Source organism: Halorubrum distributum JCM 10118 (genome assembly GCF_000337335.1).
GTDB lineage: Archaea > Halobacteriota > Halobacteria > Halobacteriales > Haloferacaceae > Halorubrum > Halorubrum distributum.
Window position 1 is genome coordinate 50,729 of sequence record NZ_AOJN01000016.1, and the last position, 15,511, is coordinate 66,239.

The following is a 15,511-nucleotide window of genomic DNA, read 5'->3' on the forward strand; positions in this document are numbered from 1 at the left end:
GCTCGCAGGCACGCGCCGACTCGCGTGCCGTTCTCGTTTATATACGGTCGTGCTCGACGGAACCCTTTTGAGCGGGAGCGGCGTATTCGGAGCCAGTATGGGACTGGGCTCGGACATGTACCGACAGCAGATCCTCGACCACTACAAGAACCCGCGCAACTACGGGGAGCTCGAGGATCCGGACTTCACGCACGTCGGCGAGAACCCCTCCTGTGGCGACACGATCCGGATGGACGTCGACCTCGACGACGACGGGGAGACGGTCGAGGCGGTGCGGTTCACCGGCGACGGCTGCGCCATCTCGATGGCCTCCGCGAGCATGCTCTCCGAGCGGCTCCACGGGATGCCCGTCGAGGAGCTCGACGCGCTCGACACCGACGACGTCACCGAGATGCTCGGCGTCGACATCTCGCCGATGCGCGTCAAGTGCGCGGTGCTGGGGCGACAGGTCGCGCAGGACGGCGCGAAGATCCACCGCGGCGAGCTCGACCCGGACGAGGACCGCACGGTCACCGAGGAGTAGCCGCTCGGCTCTCGTTGCGGCCGCGCTCCCGCGCCGCGGCCGGCTCGCGCCGCGGGCGCGCCCGTCCCGAGCCCACCGGACTTTTGCCCGCGAACCACGTTCGTCCGCCCATGAGCGACGGCTTCGACGAGGAGGCGGAACGAGAGAAGCTCCGCGAGAAGTTCGCGGAGGACGAGAAGAAGCGCGAGCACACCCAACAGATGTCCGAACTCCTCCTGAAGGGCGCGACGATGACGAACCGCCACTGCGAGGAGTGCGGCGACCCCATCTTCCGGTACGACGGCCGCGAGTTCTGCCCCACCTGCGGGAACGAGGCCGGGGGCGCGACCGAGGCGAGCGAGGCTCCGGCCGAAGTGGGCGGGGCAGGTGAAGCTTCGCCCGAGGCGACCGGGGATCCGGCCGGGGGCGGCGAGAGTTCGGCCGACGCGGGCGACGCTCCGGCGGTCGAGGCCGGAACGTCGGCCGACGCGAACCCCGAGAGCGTCGACGCCGCGGCCGAGAGCGGCGCGGTCGACGCCGGCGCGAACGGACCGGTCCGGTCGCGGTCGCCTCCGTCGAGCGCGGCCCCGCGGAGATCGACACCGACGCAGGAGCCGGCGCCCTCGCAGGATTCGGCGTCGACACGGCGGTCGTCGCCGCGGCGGTCCGAGCCGCAGCAGTCGCTCCCGTCGCGGTCGGCCGACGACGCCGAGGGCGTCGGCGCCGCCCGCGCGTCGCTGACGCGGACGCTGACGCGGTTCGCCCGAGCGGCCGAGGAGACCGACGACCCGCGGCGCGCCCGCGACCACCTCGAAGCCGCCCGCGAGGCGGCCGAGGCGCTCGCGGCGCTGGACTGAGACGCGGCCACCCCTCTGTCGGATGTGGGGCGCGAACCCCGCGCCCGCCGCCCGCTCACCGACCCGGCGCCGAGTCCGTCGGCACGCGTCACGCGAAGGTCAGCGTTTCGTCCGTTATGTCGATGTCGCTCGGGTCTCCGTTGAAGATGCCGTACTCGCCGGAGGTGCCGATCTGTTCCCGGTAGAGGATCGACCCCGACGGTTCGTGGACCATCTGGAGCCGGATCCGGTCCTCGTCGGGATAGTTACCGGTGTCTCCGGCCAGCCGACACGCCACGTTGACGTCCGAACAGTCGAGTCCCTCCGGAATCGTGCCGCCGCCTTGGTTGTTGTGAACGACCGTCAACCCGACCGTTTCGCCCGGCCTCAGCGACCGATCGAGCGTCCCGGTGACCCGCTGATCGCCGTGGTCGAGGTAGACCACGATATCGTCGGCGTCCACGGTTTCACCGCCGTTGTTGGTGAGTTCGAGGTCCCAGCGGAACTCGTCGTACTGCGGCGCCGACGCGGGCTCCTCCTCGAAGGTCAGTTCGAGGGCGGCGAAGGTGGGTTTCTCTCCGAGATCGTCGACGACCCCGAGCGCGAACACCCCGATAACCCCCGCGAGAACGACCGTGATTGCGACGAGCAGCACCACGCCGACGACCGGCGAGACCGCGCGTTCGGAGCCCCACTCGTCCATTGCCAACACGTACGCGCCACGGTGGAAATAACAATTGCGTTTCAGGTCACGTCGACGACATTCGAGCGGGCGAGCGCCGGTCGTCGCGGCCCAACCGCGCACGCCGAACCGACTCCCGTTGCGTCCGCGTCGACGTACGGATATCGCTTTACCGGCCGCTCTCGACGGCGACGCGCATATCTTGGGCGAGCCGCTCGGCGCGCTCGGCGTCGGCGGACTCTGCGTAGATCCGGATCTTCGGCTCGGTGCCGGAGGGGCGGACCAGCACCCACGCGTCGCCGTAGTCGAGTCGGTATCCGTCGGTCGTGTTCGGCTCCGCGTCGGCCGTCTCGACGTAGGCGCGCGCGGCCGAGAGCATCTCGTCGCGCTCGTCGTCGTCGTCGTACTCCACGTTCGCCCGCACGAAGTGGTAGTCGCTGTACGGCGCGACCACCTCGCTGACGGGCGCCCCGTCCGCGTCCGCGAGCAGTTCGAGGAACCGCGCGCCGATGTACGCGCCGTCCCGCGAGAGCCGGTACGGCGGGAAGAAGACGCCCCCGTTGCCCTCGCCCGCGATGGGGACGTTGGTCCCCTCCTCGTGGAGGTCGCGGGTGCGGGTGATGATGTTCGTCGCGCCGATGGGCGTCAGTTCGAGGTCGGCGTCGTTGGCGGCGCAGACGTCGACGAGCCGCTGGGAGACGTTGACCGCGCTGACGACCGCGTCGCCCGGGTCGAGGCAGGCGTCGGCCATTGCGGCGAAGGAGGTGTCGCCGTCGACGAACTCGCCGTCCTCGTCGACGAAGACGGCCCGGTCCGCGTCGCCGTCGTGCGCGATCCCCACGTCGGCCTCGGAGGTCGCGACGAGCCGCCGGAGGTCTGCGAGGTTCTCCGGGACCGGCTCCGAGTCGCGGCCGGGGAAGTGGCCGTCCGGCGTCGCGTTGACGGTCAGCACCTCGCAGCCGAGTTCGCGGTAGATCCGGGGGGAGGCCACGGAAGCCGCGCCGTGGCCGGGATCGACCGCGACCGTGAGGTCGGCGTCGGCGATCGCCTCGCGGTCGACCGCGTCGACCAGCTGGTCGGCGTAGTCGTCGACGACCCCGTCGACCGGCGTCGTCGCGCCCGCTTCCCGCCAGTCGGCCCGGTCGTACTCGTCGTCGAGGACGCGCCGCTCGATCCGCTCTAACACGTCGACGGAGAGCTCGACGCCGTCGTCGCCGACGAGCTTGATCCCGTTGAACTCCGGCGGGTTGTGCGAGGCGGTGACGAGGACGGCTGGGACCCCCGCCGACTCGCAGTAGTTGCCGACCGCCGGCGTCGGGACCACGCCGAGCCGGTCGACGTCGCAGCCGACCGCGGCGAGCCCGCTCGCGGCCGCGTTCGCGAACAGCTCGCCGGTCGTTCGCGTGTCGCGCGCGACGGCGACCCGGTCGGCGTCCCAGACCGTCCCGGCCGCCTTCGCGATGTCGAGGACGAGCGCGGGCGTGAGGTACCGCAGCGCGACCCCGCGGATGCCGCTCGATCCGAACAGCTCCATGGGAAGCCATCCGCCGGCCGAGGGGAAAGCGGTTCCGAACCACTCGGCGACGTGTCGGCCGAAGGACACCCTCACACCGAGCCCGCGACGACGCGTGCGGTTCATGCCGGTGGCGCCCGTTCGCCCCGTATGGACCACACGCGACGCGACGCGCTCGCCGGGGGCGCGCTCGCCCTGTCCCTCGCGACCGCGGGCTGCCTCGACTTCGCCGCGGGCGACGGGCCGCAGGGCCCCGAGGGGACGCCGGCGACGCTCACCTGCGAGGACGAGGGATTCGTCCGCCTCGATCGGCCGTTCGAGGCGTCGGTCACCGAGACCCTCGTCGAGACGGCGGAGACGACCGTGGAGCTCTCCACCGAGGGAACGACCGAGACGTACGGCCAGTCGCTCCGGCTCGTCCTCCGCAACACCGGCGACGCCCCGATGTCCACGCGCGGCGAGCCCGCCTACTCGATCCAGCGCGAGACGGGCGAGGGATGGCTCGACGTCCGCGGGTCGACGACGGGCGAGGCGGTCGAGCTCCCGCGGAGCGAGTCGTCGCTGGACACGAGCTCGGCGTACTCCTGGGATATCACGCTGACCGAGTCGGGCATCGCCGACGCCGTCGACGGCGTCGATTTGGCGGTCTGCCCGCCGCTCGGCCCGGGAACCTACCGGTTCGTCTACTGGGGGCTCGTCGACGCGCCGCCGATCGGCGCGGAGTTCGAACTGGTCGGGTGAGGGGTTCGGCTCCCGCGTCGCCGCCGAAATCGACTCAGAACGACTGCCAGTCGGAGGGCTGCCCGACGCGGCCGCGGACCCGGAACTCCCGGTCGTCGTCGTCGACGCGCGTCTCCACGACGGTCTCGAACGGCTCGTGGAGGGTGTGGACGACCTGCTCGTCGTGGGCGGTCGAGCCGACGACCCCGACGAACGGCCACCCCTCGCCGGAGGTCTGCGAGGTCATCACGCGGGTGAACCGGTAGATGCGCTCGGGGTCCCAGTACATCAACAGCTGCGAGAGCGAGTAGACGCCGACCGCGCGGTCCCGGCCGGCGGATGACTCGACGACGTCGGTGAACTTGATCCCGATGTCGGTGAGGTTGCCGGCGCTCGCGACGTACTTCGTCGTCGGCGTGTCCTCGCGCTTGTCGCCCTGCTCGTGGGTGACGCAGTCGATGACGATCACGTCGTCGCCGTCGCCGCCCGTCAACTCCTCGTAGTCGCCGCGGACCTTCTCCGCGGTCCGCCCCGTCGAGATCACGACCGGGCCGTCGGACCACGCCGCGAGCAGCCGGTTGAACAGGTCGTACTTCCCGCTCATCGGAGGACCGCTGATGAGGACGCTGTCGGCGCCGCGGACAGCGTCGGGAAGCGCGGTCATGGTAAAAACGTGAGAGAGTGTCGGGTAAAACCCTTCCGAGGGATCACTTTCGGAGCATGGAGGGGAGGTCGAGCGACGACGGCGGCCCCTCCCGCGGGCCGTCGGTGAGTGTCAGCTCGCGTATCGCACCGGGGAGCGCGGCGGGGACGGGGGACTCGCGCGGCTCGCCGGCGCCGTCGACGAGCGACCGCCAGACGGCCTCGTCGTCGGAGTCGTCCCGCTTCGCCTTCGCCTCCAGCGCCTTCGTCCGCCCCTCGTCGTACGCCAACTCCACGATGCTCCGGTCGTAGCTCCCGGGGAACGCCTCCAGCACCCGGTCGAGCTCCTCCGGGCGGGCGCTGTCGACGCCGGCCGCGACGCCCAGCGCGAAGGCGCGCTCGACGGCCTCTTCCCGTGACAGGTCGTCCCACTCCGTACCGAACGTGCGGTCGTACATCAGTGCGTCACCGTCGCGGCCGAGCCGACGCGGAGCCCGCCGTCGGTGAACTCCACGTCTTGGATGTCGGTGTCGACGTTCGTCCCCCGCATCTTCAGCACCTGGACCCCGCGCTGCATCCCCTCGTCCTCGAGGTAGTTGTGCATGAAGACGACGCCGTGCGCGAGGTAGTGCTCCTCGGAGTACGCGCTCGGGTCGGTCATCTCGGAGATCAGGAGCGTCGTCGCGTCGGTCCGCTTCAGCGAGGAGAGCAGCTGGATCATCGTGTCCTCGTCGTCGTCGAGGAGGAACCGCAACAGCATCGTCGAGTCGAAGACGACGCGGTCGATGTCGCGGGAGTTGATGAACCCGGTGAGGCGGTTGGTGACGCCGGACCGGTCGCGGCGGTCGCCGGGGAGGCCGAAGAAGCGCCGCCCGTCCGACGAGAAGGAGTCGAGGAAGGTGACGCGGTCGGAGTCGAGCGCGCGGTCGAACCCGAACTCGTAGCCGCTCATGTCCTCGCGGATCCCCTCCTTGGTCTCGTGCATGCTGATGTAGAGGACGTCCTCGCCGTTCCGGGCGCCCTGGGCCGCGAACTGCGAACAGAAGGTCGTTTTGCCGCTCCCGGGCGGACCGCTGACAACGTAGAGGCGGTCCTCGGGGAACCCGCCGTCGACGAGGTCGTCGAACCCCGGGACGCCGCTTGAGACGCGCATACGAAGGAGACATCTCGGGTGGCTGATAAGCGTTGGCGCCCGGTTCTCACCTGTGAGAACCGACGCAGCCCCAGCGTGTCCCGCGCCGATTCGGGACCGACCCCTCTACTCGGCTACGCTTCCGCGGCCTCGACGTCGTCGAGTTCGGCCGCGAGCGCGTCGTCGACGTCGGGCGAGACCCAGACGACGAACCGGTCGTCGGACTTGACGATGCCGCGGACGCCCTCGTCCTCGACGGTGGTGCTCTGGTCGACGTCCTCGGGCGAGACGTCGCGGACCTGGAACACCTCGTCGACCATCCAGCCGACCGTTCCGCCCTCGTCGATCTCGGCGTCGTCGAAGACGACGATCCGCTCGCGCGGGCCGTCCTCGTCGATGTCGAACAGCGTCTTCGGGTCGACGATCGTCGTCGTCCGGCCGCGGAGGTCCATCACGCCCTCGACGTGGTCCGGCGAGTTGGGGATCCGCGTGAGTTCGCCCGCGTCGACGATCTCGTCGATGACGCCGATGTCCAGACAGTACGTCCCGTCGCCCAGTCCGAACTCCAGCACCTTGGTCGGTTCGGCCTCCGCCTCTGTTGCTGCCATGCCCGTAGGTGTGGCGAACCGACAAATAATCGTGTCCCCTGAATTATCAGGGGTGATTACTGGGTCCGTGGATTTATGCTGATTCTGCGCCCGCCCTGAAACATGAGCAGGACGACGGATCGGCGCGGCGGTCGGGACGGGTCGCCGCGGGTGGTGGTCGTCGACGACTCCCCGTTCATGCGGGGCTTGATAAGTGACCTCTTGAGCGAAGCCGGGGTCGCGGTCGTCGGCGAGGCGGGGGACGGGGAGGAGGCGCTCTCGGTGGTCGCCGAGACGCGCCCCGACGTCGTGACGATGGACGTTGAGATGCCCGGAATGGGCGGGCTCGAAGCCGTCGAGCGGCTGATGGAGGAGACGCCGACGCCGGTGTTGATGCTGTCGGCGCACACGGACGAGGGCGCGGAGGTCACCTTCGAGGCGCTGGACCGCGGGGCGGTCGACTTCTTCTCGAAGCCCGGCGGCGAGGTGTCGACGGGCGTCTCGCGCGAGTCCGACCGGCTCGTTGAGGCGGTGCGCTCGGTCGCGGACGCCGACCTCGACGCCGCGACCCGCGAGCGCGACGACCCGAGTTCCGCGGCGTCGCGCTCGCCGGGCGCCGGCGCCGAGGCGGACGCGGCCGACGTCGACGGGCCGCTGACCGTTGTGATCGCGGCCTCGACCGGCGGACCGAACGCGGTCGAGCGCGTGCTGTCGGCGCTGCCGATGGCGGACTGCCGCGTGGTGGTCGTCCAGCACATGCCGGAGGCGTTCACCTCGCGGTTCGCGGACCGGCTCGACGCCGCCTCCGCGTACGACGTGCGGGAGGCCAGCGACGGCGCGCGGATCGGCGCGGGGGAGGCGATCGTCGCCCGCGGCGGGAGCCACACGCTGATCGACAGCTACCGCTCCGGGCGGCTCCGCGTCAAGCTCGACGCGGACGACGACTCGCACTCGGTGACTCCCGCGGCCGACGTGACGATGCGCTCCGCGGCCGAGGTGATCGACGACCCGCTCGTCGGCGTCGTGCTGACCGGGATGGGGTCCGACGCCGCGGAGGGGATCCGCGCGATGGCCGACGCCGGGGCGCGCACGCTGGCGCAGAGCGAGGACACCTGCGTCATCTACGGGATGCCCAAGCGCGCGGTCGAGACGGGCGGGGTCGACGCGGTGTACGACCTCGACGACGTCGCCGGCGCGATCGTGGGGGGTGAGGCCTGATGGACTCCCACCGCGCCGCGTTCGTCGCCGAGGCGGAAGACGGGATCACCGACCTCAACAACGCCCTGCTCGCCCTCGAGGCCGACCCCGAGGACGCCGAGGCGATGGACGACGTGTTCCGCGTCGCCCACACCCTGAAGGGGAACGCCGCGGCGATGGGGTACGAGGACGTCTCCGACTTCGGGCACGCGCTGGAGGACCTGTTGGACGCGGTCCGACAGGGCGACCGGGAGGTGAACCCCGAGCTGATGGACCTCCTCTTCGAGGGGGTCGACACGGTCGAGGCGATGGTCGAGGAGATCGCCGACGCCGGCGAGGTGTCGACCGACCCCTCCGACCTCGAATCGCGACTGCGCGAGATGGAGGAGCACGGCACCGTCGGCGGCGAAGACGGGGAAGACGACGGAGGCGATGCCGCGGTCGACGCCGACGGCGAGGCAGACGCCGGCGAAAGCGCTGACGACGGCGGGGAGGCCGGAGGCGACGCAAGAGGCGACGCGGAGACGGACGCACCGGACCTCTCGGTGCCGGAGCCGCCGGCGGCCGCGGCCGACCTGCCCGATCCGGTCGCGTACGCGGACGTGACGATCGGGGACGCCCAGATGCCGGGCGTCGACGCGGCGCTCGTCCTCCAGGCGCTCGACGAGCAGTTCGACGGGCACGCGACCGACCCGGCCCCGAAGGCGCTGGAGGACGGCGAGTACGACGAGGGGTTCGACGCCTTCGTCGGCGGCGCCGACCCCGAGGTCGTCGCCGAGGGGCTCCGGGCGCTCACGCAGGTCGAGGCGGTCACGGCGGTCGCCGCCGGCGACGGCGCAGCGGACGGCGAGTCGGACGCCAAACCGAGCGAGGCGGACGCCGAACCGAGCGATTCGGGCGCAGATTCGGCCGACCCAGAGCCCGATGACGCCGATACCGATGACGACCAGGCCGACGCCGGTTCGGACGTCGCGGAGGCGTCTGCCGAGGAGAGCGGCGACGATTCCGGTTCGAAGTCGGACTCCAAGTCCGGCGACGAGATCAAGTCGATCCGCGTCGACGTCGACCAGGTCGACGAGCTGTACGGGCTCGTCGAGCAGCTGGTGACGAGCCGGATCAAGCTCCGGCGGGAGCTGGAGGCCGCGGACGCCGAGTCGGACACGCTCGACGAGCTCGACAAGCTCGCCTCCAGCCTACAGGACACGGCGATGGACATGCGGCTCATCCCGTTCTCGCAGGTGTCCGACTCGTTCCCGCGGCTCGTCCGCGACATCTCGCGGGACCTCGACAAGCGGATCGACTTCGAGATCGAGGGCGACGACGTCGAGCTCGACCGGACGATTCTCACGGAGATGCGCGACCCGCTCGTGCACGTCCTGCGGAACGCGGTCGACCACGGGATCGAGTCGCCCGAGGAGCGCGAGGCGGCCGGGAAGGACCCGACCGGGCGCGTGGAGCTCACGGCGGAGCGCGAGCGTGATCACGTGATCATCGAGGTCGCGGACGACGGCGGCGGGCTCGACCCCGACCAGCTCCGCGAGAAGGCGGTCGACGAGGGCGTCAAGAGCCGCGAGGCGGTCGACGCGATGGAGGACGACGAGGTGTACGACCTCGTCTTCCACCCCGGCTTCTCCACCGCCGAGGAGGTCACGGACGTCTCCGGCCGCGGCGTCGGGATGGACGTGGTTCGGACGACCGCGCGCGACCTCGACGGCTCCGTCTCCGTCGAGAGCGAGCCCGGCGAGGGGACCACGGTCCGCTTCCGGCTCCCCGTCACCGTCGCCATCGTGAAGGTGATGTTCGTCGACGTGGGCGGCACGGAGTACGGGATCCCGATCAAGTCGATCGCGGAGGTCGCCCGCGCCGACGACGTGGAGGAGGTCCACGGCGACGAGGTCGTCAGACACGAGGACGACCTCTACCCGGTCATCCGGCTGAACGAGCGCCTCGGCGAGATCGACTCGTCCGCGGCCGAGGCGTCCGCTGCCGAGGCGGCCGCCGCCGACACTCCCGCCGCCGACGGCGGGGTCGCGGTCGACGAGCCGGGTGACGACGGGTTCGTCCCGGCGGACCCGACGAGCGACGCCGCCGACGAGTCCGACGGGGACTCGACCGGCGACGGCATGCTCGTCCGGATCCGCGAGGAGACGCGGCAGGTCGCGCTCCACTGCGACGCGGTGCTGGACCAGGAGGAAGTGGTGGTGAAACCGCTCGACGGCCCGCTCTCGGGGACGCCCGGACTCAGCGGCACGGCCGTCCTCGGCGACGGGGACGTCGTTGCCGTGCTCGACGTGGTGAGCCTATGAGCGGATCGGCGGACGACGGCGAGACGGCGTTCGAGGGCGTCCTCCGGCAGATCGACGACACGGTTCCGTTCGAGCCGGGGTACTACAACGAGTCGTACCTCGACCGCCGGATCACGGCGCGGATGCGCCGGCGCGACACGGAGTCGCACGCCGAGTACGAGCGCATCCTCCGCGAGGACGCCGACGAGCGGCAGGCGCTGATGGACGCGCTCACGATCAACGTGACGGAGTTCTTCCGCAACCCGGAGATGTGGGACGTCCTCCGGGACGTGTTACGCGAGCGGACCGCTGAGCAGCGGCGCGTCCGCGTCTGGTCCGCGCCGTCGGCGGACGGCCGCGAGCCGTACTCCGTCGCGATGCTGGCCTGTGACGACCCCGAGATCGACGAGTCGCGCGTGGAGGTGCTCGGCTCCGACATCAGCGAGGAGGCGCTCGACAACGCCCGCGACGGCGTCTACCACACGACGCGGACGACCGACATCGCGGAGGAGCTCGAGCCCCTCTCGAACCCGGACCGCTACGTCGAGCGCGACGGGGACACGTTCCGCGTCCGCGAGGCCCCCCGTCGGCTCGTGACCTTCGAGACCCACGACCTGATCCGCGACGGCGCCCGCGACCCCTTCGACGTGGTGTTGTGCCGGAACCTGCTGATCTACATCGACGTCGACCACAAGGCCGCCCTCTTCGACACCTTGGAGGCGTCGCTGGCCGACGACGGCGTCCTCGTGTTGGGGATGACCGAGAGCGTCCCGCCGGACCGCAGCGACCGTTACGAACCGATCGACAAGCGACGGCGGGTGTTCGGGAGGCGCTGATGTCGCTGTATCAGCACGCTCGGGACGGGAACGCGGAGCGCCTCCGGGACGCGCTCGGCAGCGACAGCGCGGCCGTCCGGCGGCGCGCCGCGGAGTTCCTCGGCGAGATCGGCGAGGAGGGCGACCAGCCGACGATCGACGGGCTGCTCCGCGCGGCGACGACGGACGACGACCCCGAGGTCCGCGGCGCGGCCGTCGACGCGCTCGACGAGATCGGCGAGGCGGCGCTCGAACAGCTCCTCGAGGAGCTCACGGGCGGCGGCGGCGACTCGGAGGCCGAGTGGGTCACCGCGCGGAAGTTCGCCCGCGCGCTGGAGGCCGACCGCCCGGAGCTCCGGATGGCGGCGGCGAACGCGCTCGGGCGCCTCGACGACGCGAGCGGCCTCCAACCCCTGGTCGGCGCGCTCGACGACGAGGACCCCCGCGTCCGGCTTCGCGCGGCGCAGGCCTGCGGGACCTTCGCGGACGCCCGGGCGGTCCCCGGCCTCCGCGAGCGGCTCGACGACGAGGAGCCGCGGGTGCGCCGCGCCGCCGCGAACGCGCTGGGGACGATCGGGACGGACCAGGCGCTGTCGCCGCTGCTCGACTTACTCGACGACGGCGACGAGTCGATCCGGCGGATCGCGGCCGGCGCGCTCGGCAAGGCCAGCACGCCGGAGCCGGTCGAGCCGCTCGCGCGGGCGCTCGGCGACGAGAGCGCCGTCGTCCGCAACGCGGCGGTGTACTCGGTGATCGAGCTGCTCTCGAACGTGCCGACCCAGCAGAGCCACGCGGTCCGCGACCAGGTGGTCTCGGAGCTGAAGGCGGCCGACGACGCCACCGTCGTCGAGCCGCTCGTCGAGATCCTCACCGACGGCCAGCAGTCCCGCCAGCGCCGGAACGCGGCGTGGATCCTCGGTCGGGTGGCCGACCCGGACGCGGCGACCGCGGTGGAGGCGCTCGCGGACGCGCTCGCGGACGACGACCCGCAGACCGCGCAGTTCGCGGCCACGAGCCTCAAGAGCCTCGGCGGCCCGGTCGTCGAGGACCGCCTGCTCGACAAGCTTGGCCCCGAACACCCGGAGGACGCCCGCGCGAAGGCGGTGTTCGTCCTCGGGCAGATCGGCGGGCAGGAGACGCTCAACCGCCTCGAAGAGTACGCCGACGACGACAGTCAGGCCGTCAGAAAGCGCGTGTTCTCGGCCGTCTCGAAGCTCCGCGCGGGGGGTCCGTAAATGGCGCAAGAGGAAGGCGAGTACAAGATCACCGACACGCAGGCGAAGTTCGCGGTCGCGGTCCGCGAGGGCCGGAAGGTGAGCGACGTCTCGTGGACGCCGGGACGCGTCCTGCTCTCGAACCGGCGGCTCATCCTCGCCGGCAACGACGGGAAGCGGACGGTCCCGCTGTCGAAGCTGGAGCGCCTCGGCGGGCGCCACGACGCGAACCAGTCGGTCGCGCGCGTCTCCAACTACGTTAGCTTCGACCTCGGCGAGCAGGTGCTGCTCGTCGCCGCCAAAGACCACGAGCCGTTCGAGCGCGACGTCTACCGCGCGCTGCTCGACCAGAAGACCGTGATGGTGAAACACCCCGCCATCGAGGGGGGCGTCGTCACGGACACCGAGTGGGAGCAGGCCCGCGTGAAGATCGACGAGAACGGGCTCAACGCCGCCTTGGAGCGCGGCGCCTTCGTGAAGTTCGACCTCGACGACATCAGCGGGCTCGACGCGGCGAAGCGCACGGTGAACGGCGGGAAAAAGCCCGTCATCGAGGTGTCACACACCGACGACGAGGGGACGAGCATCGAGACGCACGTCGCTGGCGACCCGAGCCGGATGCGGTTCGTCGAGTCGTGGCTCCGGAAGGGCGAGGAGCGGTCGTCGACGAACGTCGACCTCTCCAGCCGCGACCGCGAGGTGCTGATGGCGCTGTACTCCGGCGTCTCGCCGTTCGAGATCCCCTCGTTCCTCGGGATGGACGTCGACGATGTCGAGGAGACGTTCGAGCGGCTGGTCGAGCTTGAGGTGGTCGAGGAGGTGCGGGTCCGGCGCGAGGTCGCGCTCAACTCCCGCGGCCGCAACATCGCCAGCGAGGCGATGAACGAGCAGTAACGGCGCTCGCGCCGCCGGGTGTCGACGACCCCGCCGCGTCGAACCACGCTTAAGTCCGCCCCCGACCGAGTCGACCCATGAGCTACGAGGCAGTGCTTTTCGACCTCGACAACACGCTGTACCCGTACGCCCCGTGTAACGAGGCGGGCAAGCGGGCCGCGCTCGACGCCCTCCGCCAGCACGGGTACGAGCTGGACCGCGAGGCGTTCGACGAGCTGTACGCTGCGGGGCGTCGGGAGGCCAAACGCGAGACCCGGACCACGGCGGCCTCCCATAACCGTCACGTCTACTTCAAGCGCGGGCTGTACCGGCATGCGGGCGAGCCCGACCCCGCGAGCGCGCTGGCGGCCGGCGACGCCTACTGGAACGGCTACCTCTCGGCGATGTCGCTCTGCGACGGCGTCGAGGCGGTCCTCGACGCTCTCGACGCCGCGGGGGCCGACGTCGCGGTCGTGACGAACCTCACGACGCGGGTCCAGCTCCGGAAGCTCGTGCGCCTCGGGATCGACGACCGGATCGACCTGCTCGTCACCTCCGAGGAGGTGGGCCGCGAGAAGCCGAGCGCGCTCCCCTTCGCGGCCGCGCTCGCCGAGCTCGACCGCCGGCCGAGCGAGGCGCTGGCGGTCGGCGACAACGTCGAGACGGACCTGGCCGGCGCGAACGCCCTCGGGCTCGACTCGGCGCTGTTCGTCGCCGACGGCGACGCGCCCGCCGACGCGGACCTTTCCGCGCAACAGCGCCCGGACTACCGGCTCGACGCGCTCGCCGACCTGACGGAGGTGGCGGCGTGACCCGCGACGGCTCCGCGGGGGGCTCCGAGCCGGACGCGAACTCTGCCCCGGACGCGAACCGCGACCTCCTGCGCGAGGCGCGCGAGGCGGTCGTCGAGTACGCCCCCGCGCTCGCGGCCCTGACGCCCGGCCGGACCGGGAACCTGAGCGTCCGCGACGGGGACCGGGTCGCCGTCACGCCCACCGGCGTCCCCTACGACTCCTTCGACGCGGCGGACGTGCCCGTCGTGTCGCTGGAGGGCGAGCGGCTGGCCGGGCGGATGGCGCCGTCGAGCGAGGTCCCGATGCACACGGGCATTTATCAGCACGACCGTCCGGGCGCGATCGTCCACACCCACTCGCCGTGGGCGACGACGATGGCGACGCTCGGTCGGAAGCTCCCCCCGATCCACTACATGATCGCCGCCGTGGGCCGGGAAGTGCCGCTCGCCGACTACGCGCCGTACGGCACCGAGGAGCTGGCCGCGAACGTCGTCGCCGCGATGGCCGAGGCCGACTCCGACGCCGCAATCTTAGCGAACCACGGGCTCGTCGTGACCGGGCCGGACGTCGAGACGGCGGTCGAGAACACCCGCCACGTCGAGGACATCTGCCGGCTCTACCTGCGCGCGTCCGCCGTGGGCGAGCCGCGCGTCCTCACCGACGACCAGATGGCGACGGTGGAGGAGCGGTTCGAGAGCTATGGGCAACAGCCGGACGCGGAGTAGGGAGGAATCGCCGAGCGGAGCCGGCGGCTCCGCCAGTTGGCCGGTTTTATAAATACACGGGCGGCTACCGGATCGGTATGACAGACACGGAGCCGTCGCCGGCGGTCAGCGAGACCGCCGAGTCGATCGCGACGATGGAGATCCGCGGCGCGGCGACCATCGCCTCCGCGGCCGCCGAGGCGCTCGCCGAGCAGGCCGAGGCCGCGGCCGAGGCGGACGCGACCGCGAGCGACCCCGAGGCGTTCCGCGCGTCGCTGCGCGCCGCGGCGCGGACCCTCCGCGAGACGCGCCCGACCGCGGTGTCGCTGCCGAACGCCCTCCGGTACGTCCTCCAGCGGATGGAGGGCGACTCGGTCGACCGGCTCCGCCGGAGCGTCGTCGACGCGAGCGAGGCGTTCGTCCGCCAGCTCGACCGCGCGCAGGAGGACCTCGGGCAGGTCGGCGCCAACCGGCTCGCGGACGGCGACACGGTGATGACACACTGCCACTCCACCGACGCCCTGGCGTGTATCGAGGCGGCCGTCGAGCAGGGGAAGTCGATCTCGGCGGTCGTCAAGGAGACGCGCCCGCGCCAGCAGGGCCACATCACCGCCGAGCAGCTCCGCGACGCCGGGGTCCCCGTCACGCTCATCGTCGACTCCGCGGCGCGGCGCTACCTCGACGAGGTCGATCACGTCGTCGTCGGCGCCGACTCGATCGCCGCGGACGGCGGCGTGATCAACAAGATCGGCACCTCGGGGCTCGCGGTCAACGCCCGCGAGCGCGGCGTCCCGATCATGACCGCCGCGCAGACGATCAAGCTGCACCCGGAGACGCTGACGGGCCACACCGTCGAGATCGAGATGCGCGACGAGGCCGAGGTGATCGACCCCGAAGCTCGCGAGGCGATCGGCGAGATCGACGTCGAGAACCCCGCGTTCGACGTGACGCCGCCGCGGTACATGGACGCGATCGTCACCGAGCAGGGGCTGTCTCTTATACACATCTCTGATGG

At 71.4% G+C, this 15,511-nt stretch carries 17 protein-coding genes; 11 read left to right on the plus strand and 6 right to left on the minus strand.

The features are described from left to right. Window positions 1-97: 97 nt before the first annotated feature. Both sufU and C466_RS01885 read left to right on the plus strand, forming a co-directional pair. Window positions 98-523: a Fe-S cluster assembly sulfur transfer protein SufU gene (sufU, locus tag C466_RS01880; protein ID WP_004597220.1), complete on the plus strand. Its 426-nt coding sequence runs from the start codon at window positions 98-100 to the stop codon at window positions 521-523. Between the two features lie 110 nt (window positions 524-633). Further along, a complete protein-coding gene (locus C466_RS01885; RefSeq protein ID WP_004597218.1) occupies window positions 634-1,359 on the plus strand; it encodes an Sjogren's syndrome/scleroderma autoantigen 1 family protein in 726 nt (241 codons plus the stop codon). Window positions 1,360-1,447: 88 nt separating this feature from the next. On the opposite strand, the gene C466_RS01890 is transcribed toward C466_RS01885, so the two are convergent. Then, window positions 1,448-2,041, minus strand: coding sequence for a type IV pilin (locus C466_RS01890; protein WP_004597216.1), 594 nt, complete (start codon window positions 2,039-2,041; stop codon window positions 1,448-1,450). A gap of 148 nt (window positions 2,042-2,189) precedes the next feature. Continuing rightward, window positions 2,190-3,554 carry a phosphoglucosamine mutase gene (gene glmM / locus C466_RS01895; RefSeq protein WP_004597214.1) on the minus strand — a complete coding sequence of 455 codons (1,365 nt, stop codon included), beginning with the start codon at window positions 3,552-3,554 and terminating at the stop codon, window positions 2,190-2,192. A 129-nt stretch (window positions 3,555-3,683) separates the two neighbouring features. Between glmM and C466_RS01900 the strand changes: the two genes are divergently transcribed. Continuing rightward, on the plus strand, window positions 3,684-4,274 hold the full coding sequence (locus tag C466_RS01900) for a DUF6517 family protein (protein ID WP_004597212.1): 591 nt from the start codon (window positions 3,684-3,686) through the stop codon (window positions 4,272-4,274). Window positions 4,275-4,308: 34 nt separating this feature from the next. Here the strand turns inward: C466_RS01900 and C466_RS01905 are convergent, their stop codons facing one another. From C466_RS01905 to C466_RS01920, 4 genes are all read right to left on the minus strand, one after another. Then, window positions 4,309-4,917, minus strand: coding sequence for a DUF7504 family protein (locus C466_RS01905; protein WP_004597210.1), 609 nt, complete (start codon window positions 4,915-4,917; stop codon window positions 4,309-4,311). Window positions 4,918-4,960: 43 nt separating this feature from the next. Then, window positions 4,961-5,353 (minus strand): hypothetical protein, encoded by a 393-nt coding sequence (locus tag C466_RS01910; protein ID WP_004597208.1) that lies wholly within the window; start codon window positions 5,351-5,353, stop codon window positions 4,961-4,963. Beyond that, complete coding sequence (locus C466_RS01915; RefSeq protein WP_004597206.1) at window positions 5,353-6,048, minus strand: RAD55 family ATPase; 696 nt, start codon at window positions 6,046-6,048, stop codon at window positions 5,353-5,355. The genes C466_RS01910 and C466_RS01915 overlap by 1 nt, the downstream gene beginning before the upstream one ends. 113 nt (window positions 6,049-6,161) lie before the next feature. Further along, window positions 6,162-6,635 (minus strand): chemotaxis protein CheW, encoded by a 474-nt coding sequence (locus C466_RS01920; protein WP_004597204.1) that lies wholly within the window; start codon window positions 6,633-6,635, stop codon window positions 6,162-6,164. Window positions 6,636-6,737: 102 nt separating this feature from the next. On the opposite strand from C466_RS01920, the gene cheB reads away from it, so the two are divergent. The 8 genes from cheB to C466_RS01960 form a co-directional block, all read left to right on the plus strand. Then, on the plus strand, window positions 6,738-7,832 hold the full coding sequence (gene cheB / locus C466_RS01925) for a chemotaxis-specific protein-glutamate methyltransferase CheB (RefSeq protein ID WP_049908371.1): 1,095 nt from the start codon (window positions 6,738-6,740) through the stop codon (window positions 7,830-7,832). Continuing rightward, entirely contained in the window at window positions 7,832-10,117 is a 2,286-nt protein-coding gene (locus tag C466_RS01930; protein WP_004597200.1) for a chemotaxis protein CheA, read from the plus strand. The genes cheB and C466_RS01930 overlap by 1 nt, the downstream gene beginning before the upstream one ends. After that, on the plus strand, window positions 10,114-10,932 hold the full coding sequence (locus C466_RS01935; RefSeq protein WP_004597199.1) for a CheR family methyltransferase: 819 nt from the start codon (window positions 10,114-10,116) through the stop codon (window positions 10,930-10,932). The genes C466_RS01930 and C466_RS01935 overlap by 4 nt, the downstream gene beginning before the upstream one ends. Then, window positions 10,932-12,146, plus strand: coding sequence for a HEAT repeat domain-containing protein (locus tag C466_RS01940; RefSeq protein WP_004597197.1), 1,215 nt, complete (start codon window positions 10,932-10,934; stop codon window positions 12,144-12,146). The genes C466_RS01935 and C466_RS01940 overlap by 1 nt, the downstream gene beginning before the upstream one ends. Then, window positions 12,147-13,019, plus strand: coding sequence for a CheF family chemotaxis protein (locus C466_RS01945; RefSeq protein WP_004597195.1), 873 nt, complete (start codon window positions 12,147-12,149; stop codon window positions 13,017-13,019). A 77-nt stretch (window positions 13,020-13,096) separates the two neighbouring features. Beyond that, a complete protein-coding gene (locus C466_RS01950) occupies window positions 13,097-13,810 on the plus strand; it encodes an HAD family hydrolase (RefSeq protein ID WP_004597193.1) in 714 nt (237 codons plus the stop codon). Continuing rightward, window positions 13,807-14,517 carry a class II aldolase/adducin family protein gene (locus tag C466_RS01955; RefSeq protein ID WP_004597191.1) on the plus strand — a complete coding sequence of 237 codons (711 nt, stop codon included), beginning with the start codon at window positions 13,807-13,809 and terminating at the stop codon, window positions 14,515-14,517. Before C466_RS01950 ends, C466_RS01955 begins: the two co-directional genes overlap by 4 nt. 77 nt (window positions 14,518-14,594) lie before the next feature. Next, window positions 14,595-15,511: ribose 1,5-bisphosphate isomerase (locus C466_RS01960; RefSeq protein WP_004599547.1), on the plus strand; the 917-nt coding region annotated here is incomplete at its 3' end.

What these genes read in the sequence shown, in the direction of transcription:
- C466_RS01905 (WP_004597210.1), bottom strand. Translation starts at nt 4,917, where the DNA reads ATGACCGCGCTTCCCGACGCTGTCCGCGGCGCCGACAGCGTCCTCATC.
- C466_RS01915 (WP_004597206.1), bottom strand. Translation starts at nt 6,048, where the DNA reads ATGCGCGTCTCAAGCGGCGTCCCGGGGTTCGACGACCTCGTCGACGGC.
- C466_RS01945 (WP_004597195.1), top strand. Translation starts at nt 12,147, where the DNA reads ATGGCGCAAGAGGAAGGCGAGTACAAGATCACCGACACGCAGGCGAAG.
- C466_RS01930 (WP_004597200.1), top strand. Translation starts at nt 7,832, where the DNA reads ATGGACTCCCACCGCGCCGCGTTCGTCGCCGAGGCGGAAGACGGGATC.
- C466_RS01890 (WP_004597216.1), bottom strand. Translation starts at nt 2,041, where the DNA reads ATGGACGAGTGGGGCTCCGAACGCGCGGTCTCGCCGGTCGTCGGCGTG.
- C466_RS01885 (WP_004597218.1), top strand. Translation starts at nt 634, where the DNA reads ATGAGCGACGGCTTCGACGAGGAGGCGGAACGAGAGAAGCTCCGCGAG.
- sufU (WP_004597220.1), top strand. Translation starts at nt 98, where the DNA reads ATGGGACTGGGCTCGGACATGTACCGACAGCAGATCCTCGACCACTAC.
- C466_RS01940 (WP_004597197.1), top strand. Translation starts at nt 10,932, where the DNA reads ATGTCGCTGTATCAGCACGCTCGGGACGGGAACGCGGAGCGCCTCCGG.
- C466_RS01900 (WP_004597212.1), top strand. Translation starts at nt 3,684, where the DNA reads ATGGACCACACGCGACGCGACGCGCTCGCCGGGGGCGCGCTCGCCCTG.
- glmM (WP_004597214.1), bottom strand. Translation starts at nt 3,554, where the DNA reads ATGGAGCTGTTCGGATCGAGCGGCATCCGCGGGGTCGCGCTGCGGTAC.
- C466_RS01920 (WP_004597204.1), bottom strand. Translation starts at nt 6,635, where the DNA reads ATGGCAGCAACAGAGGCGGAGGCCGAACCGACCAAGGTGCTGGAGTTC.
- cheB (WP_049908371.1), top strand. Translation starts at nt 6,738, where the DNA reads ATGAGCAGGACGACGGATCGGCGCGGCGGTCGGGACGGGTCGCCGCGG.
- C466_RS01950 (WP_004597193.1), top strand. Translation starts at nt 13,097, where the DNA reads ATGAGCTACGAGGCAGTGCTTTTCGACCTCGACAACACGCTGTACCCG.
- C466_RS01935 (WP_004597199.1), top strand. Translation starts at nt 10,114, where the DNA reads ATGAGCGGATCGGCGGACGACGGCGAGACGGCGTTCGAGGGCGTCCTC.
- C466_RS01910 (WP_004597208.1), bottom strand. Translation starts at nt 5,353, where the DNA reads ATGTACGACCGCACGTTCGGTACGGAGTGGGACGACCTGTCACGGGAA.